The organism is Oceanobacillus sp. E9, from assembly GCF_001741975.1.
GTDB classification, from domain to species: Bacteria; Bacillota; Bacilli; order Bacillales; family Amphibacillaceae; genus Oceanobacillus; species Oceanobacillus kimchii.
Map to the genome: position 1 here is coordinate 205,556 of NZ_LSNA01000007.1, position 21,758 is coordinate 227,313.

General features: G+C 35.3%; 20 protein-coding genes and 1 riboswitch. Of the genes, 11 read left to right on the forward strand and 9 right to left on the reverse strand.

What is annotated here, in order from left to right; all coding sequences use genetic code 11:
- Positions 1-173: 173 nt before the first annotated feature.
- Entirely contained in the window at positions 174-719 is a 546-nt protein-coding gene (locus tag AQ616_RS10660; protein WP_069685767.1) for an NADPH-dependent FMN reductase, read from the forward strand.
- Positions 720-1,202: 483 nt separating this feature from the next.
- Positions 1,203-2,615, forward strand: coding sequence for a DHA2 family efflux MFS transporter permease subunit (locus tag AQ616_RS10665; protein WP_069685768.1), 1,413 nt, complete (start codon positions 1,203-1,205; stop codon positions 2,613-2,615).
- Positions 2,616-2,654: 39 nt separating this feature from the next.
- Here the strand turns inward: AQ616_RS10665 and pdxK are convergent, their stop codons facing one another.
- Together pdxK and AQ616_RS10675 are read right to left on the reverse strand one after the other, a co-directional pair.
- Positions 2,655-3,485: a pyridoxine/pyridoxal/pyridoxamine kinase gene (gene pdxK, locus AQ616_RS10670; protein WP_017796177.1), complete on the reverse strand. Its 831-nt coding sequence runs from the start codon at positions 3,483-3,485 to the stop codon at positions 2,655-2,657.
- A gap of 327 nt (positions 3,486-3,812) precedes the next feature.
- Complete coding sequence (locus AQ616_RS10675) at positions 3,813-4,850, reverse strand: C45 family autoproteolytic acyltransferase/hydrolase (RefSeq protein ID WP_017796178.1); 1,038 nt, start codon at positions 4,848-4,850, stop codon at positions 3,813-3,815.
- A 96-nt stretch (positions 4,851-4,946) separates the two neighbouring features.
- On the opposite strand from AQ616_RS10675, the gene AQ616_RS10680 reads away from it, so the two are divergent.
- Positions 4,947-5,615 (forward strand): endonuclease III domain-containing protein, encoded by a 669-nt coding sequence (locus AQ616_RS10680; protein ID WP_069685769.1) that lies wholly within the window; start codon positions 4,947-4,949, stop codon positions 5,613-5,615.
- Between the two features lie 11 nt (positions 5,616-5,626).
- On the opposite strand, the gene AQ616_RS10685 is transcribed toward AQ616_RS10680, so the two are convergent.
- Positions 5,627-5,917, reverse strand: a complete 291-nt coding sequence (locus AQ616_RS10685) for a hypothetical protein (protein WP_017796180.1) — start codon at positions 5,915-5,917, stop codon at positions 5,627-5,629.
- Between the two features lie 91 nt (positions 5,918-6,008).
- Entirely contained in the window at positions 6,009-6,479 is a 471-nt protein-coding gene (locus AQ616_RS10690) for a YndM family protein (RefSeq protein ID WP_017796181.1), read from the reverse strand.
- Between the two features lie 184 nt (positions 6,480-6,663).
- On the opposite strand from AQ616_RS10690, the gene AQ616_RS10695 reads away from it, so the two are divergent.
- Genes AQ616_RS10695 through cydC form a run of 3 tightly spaced genes read left to right on the forward strand, consistent with a single transcriptional unit; the run spans position 6,664 to position 11,254 of the window.
- Complete coding sequence (locus AQ616_RS10695) at positions 6,664-7,773, forward strand: metallophosphoesterase (protein WP_069685999.1); 1,110 nt, start codon at positions 6,664-6,666, stop codon at positions 7,771-7,773.
- Positions 7,774-7,811: 38 nt separating this feature from the next.
- Positions 7,812-9,533 carry a thiol reductant ABC exporter subunit CydD gene (gene cydD, locus AQ616_RS10700; protein WP_069685770.1) on the forward strand — a complete coding sequence of 574 codons (1,722 nt, stop codon included), beginning with the start codon at positions 7,812-7,814 and terminating at the stop codon, positions 9,531-9,533.
- Positions 9,533-11,254, forward strand: a complete 1,722-nt coding sequence (gene cydC / locus AQ616_RS10705; protein ID WP_017796184.1) for a thiol reductant ABC exporter subunit CydC — start codon at positions 9,533-9,535, stop codon at positions 11,252-11,254. Before cydD ends, cydC begins: the two co-directional genes overlap by 1 nt.
- A 423-nt stretch (positions 11,255-11,677) precedes the next feature.
- On the opposite strand, the gene cydS is transcribed toward cydC, so the two are convergent.
- Genes cydS through AQ616_RS10720 form a run of 4 tightly spaced genes read right to left on the reverse strand, consistent with a single transcriptional unit; the run spans position 11,678 to position 14,959 of the window.
- Positions 11,678-11,773 carry a cytochrome bd oxidase small subunit CydS family protein gene (cydS, locus tag AQ616_RS20200; RefSeq protein WP_375544880.1) on the reverse strand — a complete coding sequence of 32 codons (96 nt, stop codon included), beginning with the start codon at positions 11,771-11,773 and terminating at the stop codon, positions 11,678-11,680.
- Positions 11,774-11,779: 6 nt separating this feature from the next.
- The gene (locus AQ616_RS10710) at positions 11,780-12,793 is read right to left on the reverse strand and encodes a cytochrome d ubiquinol oxidase subunit II (protein WP_017796185.1); all 1,014 of its coding nucleotides are present in this window, start codon (positions 12,791-12,793) and stop codon (positions 11,780-11,782) included.
- Positions 12,790-14,130 (reverse strand): cytochrome ubiquinol oxidase subunit I, encoded by a 1,341-nt coding sequence (locus tag AQ616_RS10715; protein WP_017796186.1) that lies wholly within the window; start codon positions 14,128-14,130, stop codon positions 12,790-12,792. The genes AQ616_RS10710 and AQ616_RS10715 overlap by 4 nt, the downstream gene beginning before the upstream one ends.
- Before the next feature lie 58 nt (positions 14,131-14,188).
- Positions 14,189-14,959 (reverse strand): NRDE family protein, encoded by a 771-nt coding sequence (locus AQ616_RS10720; protein ID WP_017796187.1) that lies wholly within the window; start codon positions 14,957-14,959, stop codon positions 14,189-14,191.
- Positions 14,960-15,370: 411 nt separating this feature from the next.
- Here AQ616_RS10720 and proB point away from each other — a divergent pair, with 411 nt between their 5' ends.
- Both proB and AQ616_RS10730 read left to right on the forward strand, forming a co-directional pair.
- Positions 15,371-16,489, forward strand: a complete 1,119-nt coding sequence (gene proB, locus AQ616_RS10725; protein ID WP_069685771.1) for a glutamate 5-kinase — start codon at positions 15,371-15,373, stop codon at positions 16,487-16,489.
- The gene (locus AQ616_RS10730; RefSeq protein WP_069685772.1) at positions 16,486-17,733 is read left to right on the forward strand and encodes a glutamate-5-semialdehyde dehydrogenase; all 1,248 of its coding nucleotides are present in this window, start codon (positions 16,486-16,488) and stop codon (positions 17,731-17,733) included. The genes proB and AQ616_RS10730 overlap by 4 nt, the downstream gene beginning before the upstream one ends.
- Positions 17,734-17,810: 77 nt before the next feature.
- Here the strand turns inward: AQ616_RS10730 and AQ616_RS10735 are convergent, their stop codons facing one another.
- Positions 17,811-18,914, reverse strand: coding sequence for a 5-methyltetrahydropteroyltriglutamate--homocysteine S-methyltransferase (locus AQ616_RS10735; protein ID WP_017796190.1), 1,104 nt, complete (start codon positions 18,912-18,914; stop codon positions 17,811-17,813).
- A 160-nt stretch (positions 18,915-19,074) separates the two neighbouring features.
- Positions 19,075-19,177: riboswitch (SAM riboswitch) on the reverse strand.
- 265 nt (positions 19,178-19,442) lie between these two features.
- On the opposite strand from AQ616_RS10735, the gene AQ616_RS10740 reads away from it, so the two are divergent.
- From AQ616_RS10740 to AQ616_RS10750, 3 genes are all read left to right on the forward strand, one after another.
- The gene (locus AQ616_RS10740) at positions 19,443-20,372 is read left to right on the forward strand and encodes an MBL fold metallo-hydrolase (RefSeq protein WP_017796191.1); all 930 of its coding nucleotides are present in this window, start codon (positions 19,443-19,445) and stop codon (positions 20,370-20,372) included.
- A 73-nt stretch (positions 20,373-20,445) separates the two neighbouring features.
- A complete protein-coding gene (locus tag AQ616_RS10745; RefSeq protein ID WP_069685773.1) occupies positions 20,446-21,135 on the forward strand; it encodes a CBS domain-containing protein in 690 nt (229 codons plus the stop codon).
- Between the two features lie 12 nt (positions 21,136-21,147).
- On the forward strand, positions 21,148-21,744 hold the full coding sequence (locus AQ616_RS10750; RefSeq protein ID WP_017796193.1) for a 3'-5' exonuclease: 597 nt from the start codon (positions 21,148-21,150) through the stop codon (positions 21,742-21,744).
- Positions 21,745-21,758: the final 14 nt, after the last annotated feature.

Here is a 21,758-nt window from a genome sequence, read left to right on the forward strand (position 1 = left end):
TATATTATATCGATTCATGGTAACAATATATAATATCGTTTCATTATAAAAAGTGATTGGAAATAATTATCTAATCATGTTATAAACAGATTTCTTGAGAAGAATTTATCGATGTGTTTATATTATACTGTTGTATTTTTAAGAATAGAATATTATGGAGGGATTTTTTACAGATGAAAATAGCAGCATTGGTAGGAAGTAACAGGAAAGATTCATACAATAAAAAACTTGTAGAATATATGAAAGAAAAATATGCAGGAAAATTAGATATCGATATTTTACCAATCGATGAACTTCCGTTTTATAACCAGGACAAGGAAATGGATCCACCTGCAATTGTTGAAGACTTAAGAAGAAGAATCAAAAATAGCGATGGAATTCTTTTTGCGACGCCGGAATACAATGCTTCTATTTCTGGAATGTTAAAAAATGCAATCGACTGGTTCTCTCGTGTTGATCTAGTAATGGTAAATAAACCGGCTATGATCGTTGGTGCATCAATGGGAGCAATGGGTACGGTAAAAGCTCAAATGCAATTGCGTCAGATTTTAAATGCACCAGGAGTTGGTACATTAACATTACCAGGGAATGAAGTATTCGTTGGTTCTGTTCAAAATAAAATGGACGAGCAAGGTAATTTAACGGATGAGCAAACAGTGCAATTTATAGATAATGTTGTTGATAATTATGTTCAATGGATTAATCGTGTAGAAGCTTAAGTATTTGATTTAAAGAGGTTGGGACATAACAGAAAGTTTTGGTCAATAGATGAATGATAGCTCGTATAAGCGTAAGAAATATACAAAGATTTCTATGGGGTGTAAGGTGAAGATTAGGCCCGATGCAAAAGCATCCGGGGCTCACCTGCCGCCGTTGGATAAACGGAGTAAATTTCTGAAGCGGGTTGTCAAAAGCCATTAATTTGGATTTATCTTTTGCTAAATACTTTTGTCCCAGTCTCTTTATATTTATCCCGTATGATTTCACTTCAAAACGATAAGACTTTGGTAAAGAAGATTGAGGATATAACGTCCGAAAATGTCTGATCTGGTTTAAGGTCATGGTATTTCATTCGGTGAAAGTTATTTTATATCTACATAACTCTAATAAATAACCATAGAATATATCTTGAATGATATATATTTACATGATATAATTATTTGTTTGCTAAAATTTTATAGGTACAAGAAAGAAGGATTAATATGAGTGAGAGCCATGTAGGTGGGTCTACAGAGAAAATGAGTCGTATACCAATACTAGTGGTGTTATTATCAGGTGCGTTTGTTGCAATCTTGAATCAGACACTACTTGGAACAGCGCTGCCTCATATAATGAGTGATTTAGAGCTAGACGCTAATACTGCACAATGGTTACAGTCTGCGTTTATGCTTGTAAATGGTATTATGATTCCAATTACTGCGTTCCTTATTGGAACATTCACTACTCGTAGTTTATTTCTAGCTGCTATGTCATTTTTCGCAATAGGTACATTAATATGTGGCGTGGCACCTAATTTTGATTTGCTATTAACGGGAAGGATCTTACAAGCTGCAGGAGCAGGTATTATCATGCCGCTAATGCAAACTATTATGATGTTAATCTATCCTAAAGAGCAAAGAGGTAGTGCAATGGGGATGTTTGGACTCGTCATTTCATTTGCACCTGCCATTGGTCCGTCACTATCTGGTTATATCGTAGAACATTTCCCTTGGAGAACATTATTTTTTATGGTTCTACCTATTGCAATCATTAATATTGCTATTGCATATTTTCTACTAAAAAATGTAACCAAACGTACATTTCCAAGATTGGATAAGTTATCCATCGTTTTATCTACGTTAGGATTTGGTGGGTTATTATATGGATTTAGTATTGCTGGTAGTGCTGGATGGTTAAGCAATCAAGTGATTATATCGATGATTGTAGGAATCATTGCCTTGGCTTGGTTCATTTTGAGACAGTTAAATTTAAAAACACCAATTTTAGAGTTTCGTGTATTTCAATACAAAATATTTACGATTACAACTGTACTAGGAATGGTCACTTTCATGACGATGATAGGTGCTGCTGTAATTCTTCCGTTATATATGCAGGATATGTTAGGGTTTTCTGCATTTGAATCAGGGCTTGCTTTACTAGCTGGTGCTATTTTGCAAGGAATAATGAACCCAATTACTGGAAGATTATTTGATAGATATGGTTCACGTTACTTAGCTATTATTGGATTAGGTTTAATCGTAGTAACGACCTTTATGTTTGGTATGTTAACAGCCGAAACAAGCTTCACATATATTGCAACGATACATGCAATACGTATGCTAGGTGTTGCCATGGCTATGATGCCAGTAACTACTGCCGGCCTTAATTCTTTACCGGATGAGTATATAGCTCATGGTACAGCGGTAAATAACACATTAAGACAAGTATCCGGGGCTATAGGAACGGCACTGCCAATTACGATCATGTCGACAGCAGCAATTCCTGGAAAGGGATTAGAAGGGTTAATACATGGAGTGAATGTTTCCTTTATTGTTACGGCAATCATTTCTATTGTAGGACTGATTCTTGCATTTTTCATTCATGACGAAAAAGAAAAGAAAATATCATCACGATAAATATAAAAAGCTTGGACTTCGTGTCCAAGCTTTTCTAAACTAAATAGAAGACATTTCTACTTTTGTACTATCGATACGGTTATAGGCACCATGCATAACTGGCCCTACGTACTCATTTAATTTCCAGCCATTTGCAATTGCAGATGTTACAAATGATTTTGCAGTTTTAACTGCTTCTAATACATTCATACCATGGGCTAAGTTCGCTGTAATTGCAGCTGCAAATGTACAACCTGCTCCATGATTATAGGTAGTGTCAATTTTCTCACTTTCCAATAACTCAAAACGATTTCCATCATAGAAAAGGTCAACTGCCTTATCATGCTCTAAGTCTTTTCCGCCTTTAATCACTACATTTTTTGCCCCTAAATCATGAATTTTTATTGCAGCATCTTTCATTTGCTCCAAAGTTTTAATTGGTGAGGTCTTGGCCAATTGTGCTGCTTCAAAAAGATTTGGTGTAGTAACTAGGGAACGTGGTAATAATTCCTCACGCATTGCATCCGTATTTTCTGGTTGTAGAACTTCATCGTCACCTTTACAAACCATTACAGGATCCAGAACATATTGTTTTATATCAAATTCATCAATTTTTCTTGCACCTAAATTAATGATATCTACAGATCCAAGCATTCCGGATTTCATTGCATCTACACCTACAGATAATATTGTATCTAGTTGTTTCTCAACTACTTCAACGTCGATTGGTGTAACATGATGATTCCATCCTTTTGGGTTCATGGAAACAATAGAAGTCAATGCAGTCATCCCGTATACGTTTAATTCTTGAAATGTTTTTAAATCAGCTGCTATACCTGCACCACCACTAGAATCTGATCCAGCGAGTGTTAATGTTTTTTTCATAGTCATATTCTGTTTCCTCCTTTGTTGCTCCAAATTCGTACTTTAAGGGGTTGTTCAAATAGTCCGGTGAAAATGACACATATCAGGGGGATCTTCTGCTAAGATCGCTCACGTTCTGTGGACAACGCAGAAATCATCACATCCTGTGGAAGCTCATTGGCTTGCTTTTCCGTTCCTCACGTATTAACTGCATACGTTCCGGTAATCAAAGCTACGCCGCCTCGAACTTCTTGGTCCTTTCCATCCTCCTTTTTGAACACTTACTTTAATAATTAATTGATAATTAAAGAATAATCTTTTCTACACTAGTTGTAAAGTCATAGCGGTTATATGTTAGACATTGACAAATTGTTCATCTGTATCCAAAACCCCTTTAATTTTTGTAGCATGGAATGGCTGTCCGTCTAACCATTTTTGGAAATCAAAAATGAGAGGAGGACGATTCGCGCCTAATGCGATCCAAGCTTTCAGGTCTTTTGGTAAATACGCTGCTGTGTGTAGAGTTCCAGCCCAGGCACCGTATTTTTTTGAAAAGATTCCTTTTTCCAGATTATTTAATAATTGATATGCCTCATAAGGATTTTGTACTGATGTCTGTTGGGAAGATATTTTATCTAGACGTTCCATCGATTCGTCAGTCCGGTATCGATTTTCTTCCGTTAGTTCTTCAAAATGATTGGTACACATATTTGCTTCACGAAATCTTACATTTCGAGGTGATACTTCAGCTACTACAGAATATCCATTTTTGTCGAGTAATACATAACTAAATGTATGCCTGTGCGGTAGTTCCTTTATTAAATGCTTTGCTTCCTCTACAGAAGCGCAATTTTCTAATAGTAATCTACCAATCATGTTGCATACAAAACCATCATCTGATTTTACTCTATTTACAAAGTTATAACCCATAGCAAATCCTTTTTCATTTATACCATCAGTTCGACCTGTGATTTGCATTGTTGGTCCGACAGTAGCATAACCTCCGTCAGTAGGGTTATATATCACATATCTTCCTTCGTAGGAACGAGGTGCATTATCATAGTTTCGAACCAATATATCTGCCTCTGTATATATAGAGCAGCCACTACGCCCATACTCATAATAGTAACCACCGAATTCGCGAATAGCATCTTTTATAGGCATTTTCAATGCATCAGCTAGTCCTTCTATTTCCTCCCATAGTGCTGGTGAAAAAGTTTGAAATGCATCTCTAACCTCGTCAATATCAACAAGAAAATTTCGCCAGCGACTTCCTTTTTGTAGGTTGCGATGTATTAGAATAGGTGAATTTCGAAGTAGTTCACCTTGCCTGTATCCAAATTGATAGTGATTTCCTTTAAATTGTATAATATCACTATATACATTAATCATATTCATTTCTCCATTCAATGCAGAGTAATTTGAGTGTAGTTGATTTTTGTTTAGAATGAAAAGAAATTGCTTGGAACTAATTAAGGGGAGATAAAAATGGAGAATCCAAATTATCTTGAAATTTATCATAAACTTTATAAATACTACGGTCCGCAGGCATGGTGGCCAGCAAGTTCGACATTAGAAATGCTTTTAGGATCTATTCTTGTCCAACGAACGAACTGGAGAAATGTAGAAAAAGCTCTAGAGCGACTAGAAGAAAATGTACATGATGCTAATTATTTGTATCAAATAGAAGAGAGAGAGCTTGCTGAAAAAATACGTCCTAGTGGTTTTTATCGTATTAAAGCAGCAAGAATAAAGGCTTTTATTGCTTGGTTTCGCAATTATAACTATGATGTATCATTGGTACAAGGAATCCCGTATAACAAACTGCGAGCAGAATTACTCTCAATAAAAGGCATTGGCGAAGAGACAGCTGATGTAATGCTGTTATACGCCTTTGAAAAACAGGCGTTTATCGCTGATCAGTATGCTTTTAGAATATTTAATCGAATTGGCTTAGAAATACCATCCACCTATCGTAGTCTACAAAAAATAGTGGAAAAAGATATACCAAATGATAACCAGCTTTACCAAGAGTACCACGCATTATTAGTGGAACACGCAAAAGTCCATTGTAAGGTAAAGCCGATATGTAATACTTGTCCAGTGCAATCGATTTGTGAATTTGGATGGAAAAAAGAAGAAAGTTTCAGGGGCTGAGCTAAATAGGGTTATCGCCCCTGATCCTGTTCTAACTGTTCAATTTTTCTTTGCATAAGTTGAATTTGCTGTTGCATTTCTTGAAGCTGATGTTGATTTGTTGAAGATTGTTGAGAAATTCGTTCCGATTTTTTTAGATCTTCTTCATACACTATTGAAGATCCTATAAAGGCGATAATTGCTCCTACAGTTGATACCATACCACCGTAGTAGATTAGTTTATCTCCAAATTTAATGTTCTCATTGGATGTGAAAGGAGAATTAGAGAAGGTATTTGGATTGTTAAGAAAAAATTGACTCACGGTCCTCCACCCCTGAAAAAACGTTATAAAATAGCATATGTTCATTTATAAAAAAATTGCCCCTTACGAACATAAAGGTACAAGTTAACGCTTAATTTTCATCTTGTTGAGGATATGAATTTTTCTTCAAACGCTTTTTGTCCGTATGCTGTTCTTCCGCAAATTCAGTTTGTACAGTCTGCATATTAGATCTTCTTATATTTTTATTAACCTCCCCCTCTAGAATTTTTTCTTTCATATAAATATGAAAGACGGATTCAGTAAGGCTAATTATTATTGCAATATAAATAGAGGCTGTTGTGATTGGAAAAGCTGTTCCTAAAAAGACGTATAGAAGCAACCAAACAGAAGCATAAGAAAAAAATAAGTCACCGATTGTAGCCGCAACATAACCCATCTTAGGCAGAATCCATAAATCTCCAATTACATAAGCAGCTAGTGTTAGTATGGCACTCATCACGATAATCTCGGCCACACTGACGGATTCAAATACACTTACAATAGATAAGAGAATCGTAGCCATAATGATAAATTTAATCCCAATTGCTTTAAGATGTTTCATTTTTACCCATCCTTTTAAATACTTATTTATAATTTAGTTTGTTTCATTTTATAGTTCCTATGTATTTAAAAAGGACAATCATTGAATTGACAGTAAAATCAATCAATTCTATACTTAGTTTAATTTGTAGAATATAGGAGGAATCCCGTTTTTCGAACAAGCAGTAACTTTGGAGATTTTTGTTATGCAAACAATAAAGAAAGGAAGAGTAATATTGATTGACATACGCAATATATCACTTGATTCTTCAAGGAGAGTAATAGTGATATCTGATATACATGCAAGTTTATCTTTGTTCAAGAAATTGTTGAAAAATCTCAATTATTCCGAAGAAGATTATCTGTTTATTAATGGAGACCTCTGCGAAAAAGGTTTAAACAGCCTCGAATTAGTTCATTATGTACAATGGATGGATAAGAACTTACAACGAGTATTTATAACGAAAGGCAATTGCGATGTGGTTTTTCGTCATGTGTTTCGGGGAAATGACATAGGAAGACAATACTTAAACGCAAGACAAAAATCAATAATGCATGAAATGATTGCTTCAACAGGTCAATCTTTCTCAGAGGAAATGCCGTTAAACAAAGCTTCTAGTATTTTTCAAGATAATTTTGAACAAGAAATTGAGTGGTTAGAATCATTGCCAATCGCTTATGAAACGGATGACTTCATTATTGTCCATGCTGCCATTGATGAGTTATGGCCAAATACCGACGAAGTGACTGCTTTATATACCCCTGCGTTCTATGAAAAAGGTCATTCAGTAGACAAGACTGTCATCGTAGGACATTGGCCGGTAATTAACTACCGAACCAAAGAAATATCCACGCATAATCCGATTATAGATCTCGATAACAATATCATCGCAATCGATGGTGGTAATCAGATAAAAGCTAGTGGTCAACTAAATGGACTTATCATCAATCATGGTCAATATTCCTTTACATATGTAGATGAATTGAAAGATCCTATTATAGTAAAACAGACTTATAATGATAGCTTAGGTTGGATTGGTTCTGTTAATTATCCATATTATCAAATTGAACCAATTAAAAAAGAGCAGTATTTTACACTTTGTAAAAATATAAATGCAAATATTCAACAATGGGTAAAAAATGAATTTATCGCAGAGAAGAACGATGGGTATTATTGCAAAGAAGGGGTAAGTACAACAACAGTAAGTGTTGACAAGGGCGAGGAAGTCTACATATTAGATGATAATTGTGAGGGGTATATCCTTATAAAAAAACGTGATGGCATCATTGGTTGGGTTCCAAAGTATTGTTTTTGATTAATATCTTGAAAAAATAACCACAAGGAGAATGAATTATGCTACAACAACTACAGCGACAACATCAGGTACAGATCCTTTGGATGGTTATTTGTTCGACTGGGCTAGGAATAGCTATTATTTGGCAAAGTTATCTAATCGTATCCATTATAGAACAGATATTTTTACAAGGGAAAACAGTAAGTGCAATTGTAAATTTCGTCTTCTTATTATTAGCAATGCTATTATTACGAATGCTATTTTCCTTTATAAATAAGCGTAACGGTACAAAAATGTCTACAAGTGTTAAGCAAAAATTAAGAGAAGATGTATTAAATCATTTCACTAATCAATCCGTGTCCAATGCTGCTAAAGGACAATCAGGAAATAAAACAAGCGTTTTTATGGATACTGTAGATGAGATTGATGCATATTACAGTCAATATTTACCACAAATGATACAGTCATTTGTGGTTCCATTGCTAATTCTTTTAGTTATTTTTTGGACCCATTGGACAACAGGTGTAATTATACTTGTTACTGCTCCATTTATCCCAATATTTATGATGATTATCGGGTTTAAGACAAAAGATAAATCTGAAGAACAACTTTCACAAATGGCAGCTTTTTCAGGAACTTTTTTAGATATATTACAAGGACTACCAACGATTCGGTTGTTTGGTAAATCTAAACAGCAGCGTGAAAAGATCTCAAATAGCAGTGTTCGATTTCGGGATGCCACAATGGAAGTATTAAGAGTAGCTTTTACAAATTCTTTAGCTCTTGAATTTATTTCCATGCTAAGTATTGGTCTCATTGCTTTAGAAGTAGCGATTCGAATGATTATTTTTCAAGATATTTCGTTTTTTACTGGATTTTTAATGCTATTGTTAGCCCCAGAATTTTTCAATCAATTAAAAGCGTTAGGTACTGCATTTCATTCTGGAAGATCCAGTATGGGAGCAGGTAACAAACTAGAAGCAATTTTTGATGAAACAAATAATGAAGTAAAATGGGGAGCAGATGTGCTATCTTCTATTAAACCACCAAGATTAGAATTAAGAGATATGAACTTTACGTATGCTGACAGTAGTTTTCAATTACAGTCAATTAATTTGATCATTAACCCAAAAGAGCAAGTAGCAATCATAGGTTCTACTGGGGCTGGAAAATCAACCATACTTCATATTATTGCTGGTTTATTGCCAATAACAGAAGGAAATTATTACATTGATAAATATAAGCAAGCAGACGTAGAGGAGCATTCGTGGTTTAAACAATTAATCTATATATCACAGAATCCTTATTTATTTTCAGGGACAATTGCTGAGAACATTGCTTTAGGTAGTACGAAAGTACATGACCATAATGAAATAAAACAAGCAGCGATGGAAGCAGGAATTTGGGAATGGATTGAGCAGCTTCCGTCTGGATTAGATACCAATATTGGTGAGGCTGGTAGAGGATTATCAGGGGGTGAAAAACAACGTGTAGTTTTAGCACGTACTTTTCTAAAAAGACCGAATATAATTCTATTTGATGAACCGACGACGGGGTTAGATGTGCACACAGAAGAAGTTTTACAACAATCAATGAATAAGTTACGAGAATATGCAACTGTAATAACTGTCGCACACCGTATTCAAACTATACGTTCAGCAGATAAAATAGTATTGATGGAACAGGGTTCTATTCGCGCGATTGGAACAGATCGAGAGTTACTTCAAGAGGACGAATTATACCAGTCTATGATGAAATTGCAACAAGGAGGAGAGGTTTAATGCAAGAATTAAAACTCATCATGAAAATGACAATGAAAGAAAAGAAAGACGTCCTCCTATCTATCTTGTTCGGTTTTTTAGCTGGAGTTACGGCTGTTTCATTATTTGCATCAAGTGGCTATTTAATATCTAAAGCTGCGCTTACCCCACCTATATATACATTGATGATAATCGTTGCGATGGTAAAAATGTTAGGGATATCTTCGGCACTCAGTCGTTATGGAGAAAGGTATTTTTCTCATCGTGGAACATTTTCGATGCTTCGCAATTTGCGAGTATACGTATATGAAAAAATTGAACCAATTTCGACTACGATATTACAAAAATATAGAAGTGGTGATATTTTAGCGCGCATTGTAGGCGATGTAGAATCTCTGCAGCATTTTTTCTTAAGAGTTTTTTATCCACCAATTGTCTTAATGACCGTTTTTATTGCGACGATTACATTTACTATGGTATTTTCCATACCAATTGCGATGGTAATTTTGATTGGGATGATATTCGTTGTTATTGTTGTCCCTAGCTTATTTTATCTCTATCAAAGAAAGATAGCTAATAACATTCGTTCGTATCGCGGGCAGCTTTCTTCGGAGGTCACAGAGTATTTATATGGTTTTACAGATTTGAAAATATACGGACAAGCAGAGTTAAAAAAAAATAACATTCTAAAAAAAGTTACTTTATATGAACAAGCAACTAAACAAGCGAATAATCAACAAGCTTTTCGTGAGTCTTTATTAACTTTTGTTTCATTTATCGTATCGGTGACTGTATTAGGGTTAGCTGGTTATTTTGTAGCAAATGGTAATTTAGAAGGAATATTATTAGCAATGTTATTTATGATTTCATTGACAGTCTTTGAAGATACATCAAATATGGCATTGTTTCCTGCCTATTTAGAGGAAACGAAACAATCTGCTCGTCGATTAGAGGAAGTGTGGAATGTTAATGAAGATAAAAATGAAGTGAAAAAGCCATTTGTATTGGAAGCCAACTTAGCGCCAACTATTACATTGGAGAACGTGACAAAGAAATATTCAAGTACTCCTCGTCCGATTGCGCAAAATATTTCTCTTCATATCGAATCAGGATCTAAAATAGCTATCGTAGGTGCGAGTGGATCTGGTAAGTCGACTCTCTTACAGCTTATCCTGGGGATGGTTCCCTCAACAGATGGTCTAATAAAGTGGAACGAGAAATCAATTGATTATTTAGAAAAGGAAACTTTATGGAATCATGCGAACGTTTCATTACAATCCAATCATTTTTTCTATGGGACAATTCGCGACAATTTACATTTAGCCAATTCTGAAGCAACAGATGACGAACTTTGTGAGGCTTTGGATAATGTAAAGTTACATCATATTCGTTTGGATGACTTATTACTGGAACAAGGTTCCAATCTTTCAGGAGGAGAAAAACAACGTCTAGCGATAGCCCGACTATTTATTCGAAAGGCCGCCGTATGGGCGTTAGATGAACCAACTTCGTCCTTAGATGTAGTAACTGAAAAACATATTTGGGATAAGATTGACCAACATTCAGAGCGAAGTACAGTAATTGTAGTAACACATCGTTTAACGAGATTACAAAAAATGGATGAAATAATTGTTATGGACCATGGGAAAGTTGTTGAACAAGGAACTTACCAAAACTTAATGCAGTATAACGGATATTTCAAACGTATGAAAGATTTGGAAAATGCAAAACTAAATCTATAGGGGTGTCGTTCCTTGAAATAAATTTAATAGACAATAAAGAACCGAACCGCATCGGATTTTAATATTCGATGCGGTTCGGTCAGTCCAGTCTCTACGTTTCTGTACGGCGCCCATCACTTTTCTTTATGATCCAGTTCTGTGCGCCAAAAACTAGGCGACTTCCCACCATGCTCTACGATAAGTCATCATCGGTTCATACCTCACCGTGATTCCTATATCTCAGTCATGTCAGTCCAGTCTCTACGTTTCTGTACGGCGCCCATCACTTTTCTCTATGATCCAGTTCTGTGCGCCAAAAACTAGGAGACTTCCCACCATGCTCTACGATAAGTCATCATCGGTTTATACCTCACCGTGATTCCTATATCTCAGTCATGTCAGTCCAGTCTCTACGTTTCTGTACGGCGCCCATCACTTTTCTCTTTATGATCCATCTTTTAGTGCTACATAAAATGAAATTCCCATTGCAGCAAACAAAATAAGGAAGGGTGCGATAAAAATTAGAAAATCATTAATCATATTTAATCACTTCTTTCCTTTTTTATAGTTTTCATCAAACAAGAATAGCTTTAACAGCAAATACAGCGATGGTATTAATAATGCCATACCTAGTATGAAGGCAATAATTAAAGATATCGCCATTGCTTGATTGGTAAAACCTTCGGATATAGTAATATAAGGGTATAAAAGATATGGGTAATGAGAAATACCATATCCGAAAAAGGCAAAAGCAAATTGACCAACTAATAACCAGAATGCTTTAATGTAGTTCTTACGTTTCCATATTAACCATACGGTACCAATCCATAATAGAAAAGATATTCCGAACATCCACCATAGATCAATAATATTGTTAAAGTGTTCTTCATTATGGAAACGCAGTTCTATAATAATCCCCGAAGCTGCAAGGATAAGTGGAACGGACCAAACTAGTGCATATTTCCGCATTAAGTTTGTTGCTCCTTCATCTCCGGTCTCATTTGCATACCAGGTTAAGAATACAGAAGAAATATAGAGCACTGCGATAATGCTCAATACTACAATTGACCATGTTAGTGGGCTTGTAAATAAATCAAGATATTCAAGTTGTGGCTCCCCATTACTAATGGTGATAAATCCGCCTTCCGATATTGTCAATACAATAGACAGAGAAGCTGGAAGTAATACTCCAGATGCTCCATACATAAATGCATAACCTTTGTGTCCTTTTTTTCCATATGATTCAAAAGCATAATAAGACCCACGGATTGCCAGTAAGATTAAGGCCAAACTTCCAGGAACAAGGAGAATGGTGCCAAAGTAAAATGCTGTTTCTGGAAAGAATCCAACGATTCCTACGAAGAAAAATACAAAAAATACATTTGTGACTTCCCATACTGGCGAAAGATAACGCTGAATTACCTTAGACACGATATGTTGTTTTCCAGTTAGAATGCTGTATGCATTAAAGAAACCTGCACCGTAATCAATTGAACCAACGATGACATATCCAAATAGGAATAACCAAAGCACAGAAATACCGATAATTTCTAATATCATGATTGGTCACCACCTTGAAAATTCTCGATGTCTTTATCTATCGGATTTCTTTGGAACATTTTTCTTAAAACAACTACAGTTCCTACTCCTAAGATAAGATAAAGTAGTACAAATAAGAAGAACATAATTCCAACATAATCACTGGTTGTTGCTGCTTCGTCAATGGTCATAATTCCTCGTAAAATCCAGGGCTGTCTACCAACTTCAGCCATCCACCAGCCAGCTTCAATAGCTAAGAACGATAATGGACCTCCGAGAACAATGAGCCTACGATACCATTTTGATTCGACAAAGTTCCAGCTTCTTCGAATACCAAGCCAATAAATAAATGATAAACCAAGCATAAATACTCCGATGGTCACCATCGTGTCAAAAAAATAATGAATGACAAGTGGAGGTTGCTCATCTTCAGGGAATTCATTTAGACCAATAACTTCTGCTGTTGGCCAGCTGTGTGCTAATATACTTAGTGCATAAGGGATTTCCAATGCGTATTGCGGTTCATTGTTGTCATCGAGAATCCCCCACATAACTAAAGGCGCTTCAGAAGAAGTCTCAAAATGCCATTCCGCAGCAGCTAGTTTTTCCGGCTGGTATTCTGCTAAGTATTTACCAGAGAGGTCTCCAATTAACGCTGTTGCTAGGGCAAAGACAAAACCTATTTTCATTAGCATGTTAAGTGATTTCTTATGATATTCACGATTTGAACCTTGTAATAGACGAAAGGCTGCAATCGCAGCAAGAACAAAAGCAATCGTCATATAACCAGTAGATAAAACATGCGCAACTTTTGTAGGCATGGAAACTGTGAACATGGCAGCAAGTGGATTAGCATTAACAAGCTCGCCATTAGCAATATCAAATCCGCCTGGAGAATTCATAAACGAGTTAACTACCGTAATAAAGTAAGCAGACATACCGCCACCTACGGCAACAGGTATTAGTAATAAGAGATGTTTTTTTTGATTATCAAAGCGATCCCAAGTATATAGGTAAATACCAAGAAAAATAGCTTCAAAAAAGAATGCAAATACTTCCATAAATAGAGGAAGTGCGATAATATTACCAGCTAGCTCCATGAAACTTGGCCAGAGCAGTGACAGCTGTAACCCAATAGCCGTACCTGTAACTACTCCGACAGCTACTGTTACAATGAATCCTTTGGCCCAACGTCTTGCCATTAGTAAGTAATGCATGTCATTTTTCTTAATTCCTATCCATTGGGCAATCATAATCATTAATGGAACGCCGACGCCAATTGTTGCATAAATAATATGAAAAGAGAGGGTGAGTAAAGTCAGCATTCGGCTGGCATATACCGGATCATCGAATATCATTTGTGGACCTCCTTATAGAACAATCATATTGTATTAATTTACCCGTTGATTAACAAAATTAATCGGATACAATCGAAAAATGGTAATTTATATCTCCTATTGCTTTGCCTTGGTGATACGTACGTTCTATAAAGGTAACATTGCTTTTTTTATCGACTAAAATAATCGTAGATGTTCTTGTTCCATAATTACCCGTATCTATGAACATAGATGATAAATTTCGTTCTAAATGGATTCCTACACCAGTGTCAGGAAGACATTGATCACTAGGCTTATCAGCATTTTTCAAGATATGAAACAACGACTCGCTAGAAATATTTTGGTTTTTTTCTAGGTACGACTGTAATAAATCTTTGGCTTTTAATACTTTTGGCCACGGAGTATTCAGTTTATCATTACTTAATGAGTGAATGCCTGAATCTAATTGTTCGCTACTATTATAAATATTGTTGTAAGTATAGAGCTTTTGGTAATTACCAAATAAAGCATTATATCCCGAATATAAGGATTTGTCTTGTTCTAAATCAGATAAAAAATGTGTTGAATCTATTTCATAATTTAAAAAATCAACAGGTATTTTTCCTCTTGAATATTTGCCTGTTTCAGGAAGTGAAGGGTTTCTGTAATTGGTAATTGCTGCAATTTTTCCTTTTTTTGTTATACCCAACCATGTACCTTTTGATTTTAAATCTCTTCCTGCTAGAATTTCTGGAGCATCATCCCAAAATGTAGCTTTTGCAGTGGGGCGATCATAGAATTCATCACGATTGGCAATCAATATAAATGGATATAGTGAATGTTTTTGGATAGCAAAAGTTATTAAACACATAATCAAACCTCCTATTCATAATTATAAATGGAAAGGATTGATTTTCCTAAAAATCAGATTGATATAAGTAAAGCTGTTGACAATTAATGAGAAACTGATAATAATAAATTACAATACAGTTGAACGTTTAACAGAGGAATAGTATGTAAATATCGAATGAAAGAGATCGGAATTTATTAGCTGAGAGATTCCGTCATTGCTGATTTATCAGAACCTACCTTTGGAGTCTCATGCAAACATGGGCGTTTATCCAGCGTTAATGGAAGAAGTGAGATGCAAGTTCGATCGCATCTAAATTGTGGTGGTACCGCGGAAGAAAACTCTTTCGTCCCTTTTTGTTAAATTGGGATGAAAGGGTTTTTTCTTATATCTGAGAATAGACATCTAGAGAATAATGAGGAGGAGAAGAATATGAATAAAAAGAGGGTAGTTATAAAAATTGGAAGTAGCTCACTGACGAATGAAAAAGGCGAAATTGATCATAAAAAATTAGGAGATCATGTAAATGCGTTAGCTATGTTACATCAACATAATTTCGAAGTGATTTTAGTTTCCTCAGGAGCTGTTGCAGCTGGGTTTCGAAACCTAGGATACTCTTCTAGGCCTGTTACATTAAAAGGAAAACAAGCATCTGCGGCCATCGGTCAAGGTCTATTAATTCATACTTATATGAATAAGTTTATGGAATACAATATTCGATCTGCTCAATTATTATTAACAAGGACTGATTTTTCGATTCAAAAACGGTATAAAAATGCTACTTCTACTATGTTGGAGTTATTAGAACGAGGCGTTATTCCGATTATTAATGAAAATGACACAGTTGCAGTTGATGAATTAACGTTTGGGGATAATGATATGCTTTCTGCTTTAGTTAGTGGAGCTATTCATGCAGCTCAATTAATTATATTAACCGATATTGATGGAATTTATGATAAACACCCTGGTAAATATGTGAGTGCGAAACGCTACGACACAATTGATTTAATTACTGACGAAATGATACAGGAAACAGATGTATCGGGTTCGAAATTAGGTACTGGGGGTATGAAATCGAAACTGATGGCAGCAAAGGTTGCTACTTCTCTCGGAGTCCCTGTTTTTATTGGTAAGGGGGAAGGAATATCTAAATTACTAGAAATAGTTAATGGTAATGGAGAGGGTACTTATGTCAAAAGTGTTCGAAGTAAACAAATTCCCATTCGCAAGCAATGGATTTCTCTTCACTCGACATTAGAAGGAAAACTACTTATTGACGATGGAGCTACCCAAGCGCTTATGTATAACGGAAGTAGTTTGCTGTCAGCTGGTGTGGTAAATATTCAGGGGGATTTTGAAGATGGAGATGTTGTAGAAGTTTATAATCGAAGTAAATTATTAGGAAGAGGACAAGTGAGCTGTTCATCGGAAGAGCTCAAAGCAGCCAAAACATTAAAAAAAGCAAAACAGGTGACGCAACTTTCTGCTATTGAGGTTATTCACAGAGATTCGTGGGTTATGGTTGATCAAATAAAGGAGGAGTTACTATGAATGAAGTGATAGAGAAAGCTAAGAGTGCAAAACAAGCAAGTTATCAAATGGCCCTATCTACAACTGATGACAAAAATGAAGCATTACAATTAATATCTCAAGCAATTCTAGATAAAAAACAAGAAATAATAACAGCAAACGTCCTGGATATAGAAGAGGGAAAGAAAAAAGGTTTATCTGATTCGGTTATCGATAGAATTAAATTAAATGAGGAAAGATTACAAGATATAGCTGAAGCAATTTTACAGGTAACTATATTAACTGATCCTATTGGTGAAACCCTAGAAATAATAGAGAAAGACAATGGTTTATTTATTACGAAGAAGCGGGTCCCAATTGGAGTTATTGGAATGGTTTATGAAGCTAGACCTAATGTCACTGTTGATGCAGCTTCACTTGCAATAAAGACAGGAAACGCAGTAGTATTACGTGGTAGTTCTTCAGCTATACATTCTAACAAAGCACTTATTCATGTAATTCATGATGCATTAACTTCTAGCTCCATACCAAAAGAAGCTGTACAATTAATAGAAGATACTAGAAGAGAAGTAGCGAATCAACTATTTCAATTAAATGAATATCTGGATGTTTTAATACCAAGGGGAGGAAAACAATTAATCGAAACAGTGGTAAAACAATCTACGGTACCTGTTATTGAAACCGGTGCAGGGAACTGCCATGTTTATCTAGATGAATCTGCTAAAGTAGAGATGGCAACGGAAATTGTTTTGAATGCAAAACTACAACGACCATCAGTATGTAATGCAATCGAGTCATTAATTATTCATAAACAGTGGTTTGAAAATCATGGTTTAGAACTATTAAAAAGCATGCAATCTCATGACATAACAATTCACGGGGATGGATTCGTTATGGAGAGATTTCCAACTGCTATAAGAGCAGAGGAAAAAGATTGGGAAACGGAGTATTTAGCAAGTGAAATAAGTGTAAAAATAGTTGGTTCAGTATCAGAAGCGATCGCCCACATCAATCGATATGGTACACGTCATTCGGAAGCTATTATAACTGAAAACAAGATTAATGCTGAACAATTTCAACTTCAAGTTGACGCTGCAGCAGTTTATCACAATGCTTCAACTAGATTTACAGATGGATTTGAATTCGGATATGGTGCAGAAATAGGGATTAGTACACAAAAATTACATGCTCGAGGTCCAATGGGGCTGGAAGCATTAACTTCAACTAAATTTGTGATTTCAGGCTCAGGCCAAATTCGCAATTAATTAAAACTCCAAACTACTTTCAGCTTATATAGGAAGTCTAATAAGTAGTTTGGAGTTATTTATAGATTTTATTAAGCTTATCCCCAAATCTCTTTGGAGAGTTCAACGATATAACGTAATTTATTCCACTGATCTTCTTCTGTTAATTTATTTCCTTGATGTGTTGATGCAAATCCACATTGCGGACTAAGCGAAATTTGATCTAACGGAATATATTGTGAAGCATCTTTGATTTTCTTAATGATCTCTTCTTTGTCCTCTAGCACACCGAATTTAGAAGTGATTGCTCCAATTACGACTTGTGGTCCTCCATTAGGTATATGAGCTAAAGGTTCAAAGCTGCCTGAACGATCATCATCATATTCTAAGAAAAATCCGTCCACTTTTTCATTAGCAAATAAGGTTGGGGCAATATGAGCATAACTGCCTTCGAATGCCCAAGTAGAACGATAGTTTCCTCTACATAAGTGTGTAGTTACGATTAAATCATCTGGTTTATTCTCAAGTACACTATTTACAACATATAAAGATAAATCAATCAACTCTTGACGAGATAAATCTTCTTCAAATGTTATTAACTCATCTACGTTCAAGCCGGCAATGTATACATCATCCAATTGCAGGTATCGACATCCAGCTTCGTAAAATGCTTGGATTGCATCTCGATACGTAGTGATAATGTCTTCTGCATAAGATTGAATATCTGGATAAACTTCTGGGTTGCGTGTTCCTTTGTGAAATAATTGATTTGGACTAGGAATGGTTTGTTTTGCAACAGCACGCTCCCCTACTATCTGTTTAAATTCAATGAAATCTTTGACAAATGAATGGTCTGTTGGAAAACTAATCTTTCCGTTATTACGAATGTTATATCTCTCTGTTTCAATTCCTTTAAATAAGTAACCTTTTTCTGGAATATATCCTTCAATACCATTCAATTCTTCTAAAAAGTCCGTATGCCACCATAAACGACGGAACTCACCATCCGTAACAGCTTGTAGACCTATTTCAATTTGTTTGTCTACGATCCGCTTGATTTCTTCTGTTTGAATGTCTCTCAATTCCTTTTCTGAGATATTTCCATCCGAATAATTTTTTCTAGCCTGATGCAAACGCTCTGGTCGTAGCAAACTACCTACATGGTCTGCTCGAAATGGTGCTTTGATTATTGTTTTTGTCATTTTTCCTTCCTTCTTTCTCCATTAAATTTTGTTTAGTCTCACAGAGTAGGGTCTTGCTCTATGAAACTAACATATGACAGTTCTGTACAGAGAATAGGGGAAAAATAAATACCCCCTTCTACAAGTAAGAAGAGGGTACAGGAAACCGTACGATATACTCTTCTTATCTTCTAGCATTTACGCTACTGGAATTGGCACAGTACTTAAATAAGTCTGTTGCCGAGGCTTCCTTGGGCCAGTCCCTCCACCTCTCTGGATAAGAATTGTCATATTTAATTAATAGAAATTTTATAAGATATCGAATAGGATGTCAATAGTTTTTTAATAAATATTTATCGAGTATGTAAACGACAGTAATTTAACTACCATTCTTTCGAGGAAGAATAGATATCTCAAAATAAAAAGTATCTTTTTATGTTATTTGCTTTTGATGTATTTTTAGTTCCTTTGTCTTGCAATTCCATCTTGGAACGATAAAATAACAATATGCTCATTTATACATTGAATGGTGTTAGAAAGAGGTATTTCATGCTAAAGAAAATGACAGAAGATATATTTCAATTAGTAGTGCGGTTTAAAGGTGCAATGGGGGAAGTGAATTGCTATTTAATAAAAGGAGAAAAAGGATATACTGTCATAGATACCGGTATTTATGCCACGGAAACTAAGGAAACTTGGAAGGCGGTTTTGGATAATTATCAAATTGAAAAGCTGATATTAACGCATACTCATGAGGATCATATAGGATTAGCAAAATGGTTTCAAGAGGAATATGCCATCCCCGTCTTTGTATCTAGACGAGGATATAAAGAAATGCTTAAGGGAAAAGATCGGAAATCACATATGGAAAGAATGAAATCACTAATTAAACGTCATGGTACACCGCCATTACCGTTAAAAATAAAGGATTTTTCTTTTATCTATGATTTTGAACCAGACGGATTTTTTGATGATGGTGATCAAATCATCTTAGGTAATCAGCCTTTTCAAGCAATTTGGACACCTGGACATGCTCCTGATCACTATTGTTTTTATAATAAGCAAGAAGAAATAATGATTATAGGTGATCATGTGTTAGAGCATCTTTCACCAGTGATTGGCTTATGGATGGGAGAAGAGTTGAACCCATTAAAGGACTATTTACCATCTTTATTAGAATTACAGGAATATCCGAGTAGATTAGCATTACCTGGTCATGGAAAAGAGATGGAAAATTTATCAGAACGAATAATGGAAACTTATAATCGACATCTCTTTCGTCTTGAGGAACTCAAACAACTTTTATCGGACAAACCGATGTCTGCTTTTAAAATAACAACTAAAATTTATGGACCTATGAAAGGGACAGCTTTTGTCAGTCAGTTTATGGCGACATTAACTCGGTTAATTTATTTAGCGGAAAATCAGGACATACGAAGTATAGAAAAAAACGGCAAAGTACTTTACAAGGCGAAATAAACGATATAAGTGAATGTTTAATGTTAAGTTTGAACGGTTAAAATGATAGAACGCAAAGATAGGAGAAATAGATATGTATAAAAATTCAGAGCGCTTTATCACAGCATTTAATCGTATTGACAAAGCATTAAAATCACAATTAAACAAAAAAGAAATGGGTTTCTCTAGAGCAGTGCGAGTTCTATCAGACTCTAATGCTACGATAAAACGATACTACGAGGATTTATTGGAATTTGCTGAACTCAGAAATGCAATTATTCATAACCGTATCGATGTTTCCTATGCGATTGCAGAACCTCATGATACAATTGTGGAACGTATCGAAAAAATAGAAGAAGATTTTACAAGTCCAAAACAAGTAAAGAATGCATTCATAAAACAAGTTGTTACATTCCAATTAAACGATTCTATGCAAAAGTTACTTCAAGTAGTAAGAGATAGAGGATTAACGAAGTTACCTATTTATGAGAATCAAGATTTTAAAGGATTAATTACACACAAGGGCATTGCTCGATGGATAGCAAATTCTATGAACGATGGTCAACAAATAACGGATGCAACTGCTAAAGATATTTTAGAATACGAAAAATCAGATAATCATCTTTTTATAAGCGAGGAAATGTCCGTATATGAAGCTGCTGACGTATTTACAGAACAAGTTGAAAAAGGTAATCGACTTGCGGCTTTGCTTATTACAAAAACAGGGAAAGAAGATGAAAAGTTGGTAGGCATTATTACCAATTGGGATATCATGGAGATATAGGGGGAGTTTTGAATGGTTAAGTTTGCAGCAATTGATTTTGAAACAGCAAACGAAAAAAGAAATAGTGCTTGTTCTATAGGTGTGGTAATTATGAATGATACTGAAATTATAGATGAGTTTTACTCACTAATTAATCCATTAGCCCCATTTCGTTCACGCAATATATATGTTCATGGAATCACCGAGGAACAAGTTCAAGAAGCACCGACTTTTGCTGAACTGTGGCCCACATTATCAGCATATTTAGAAGATACGATACTTATTGCACATAATGCAAGTTTTGATATGAGTGTCTTACGTCAATCTTTGTATAAATACGATATGCCATGTCCAAATTATATGTCGCTCTGTACGGTTAAAATCTCCCAATTAATTTGGCCGCAATTAGAAAATCATAAACTACATACAGTTGCAAATTACCACGAGATACCGTTAAATCATCATCATGCGATGGATGATGCCCGAGCATCTGCAAAAATCTTTTTGGCAGCCTTAGCAGAGCAGAAAATAGGCACAACTGAAGAATTCATAGAACGATGGCTCGTTTCCAAAAGAGCAAAAACAGCTAGAAAGCAAAAAGCTACAAAATCAACCAAATTATATTTCTAATTTATATAGGGCCA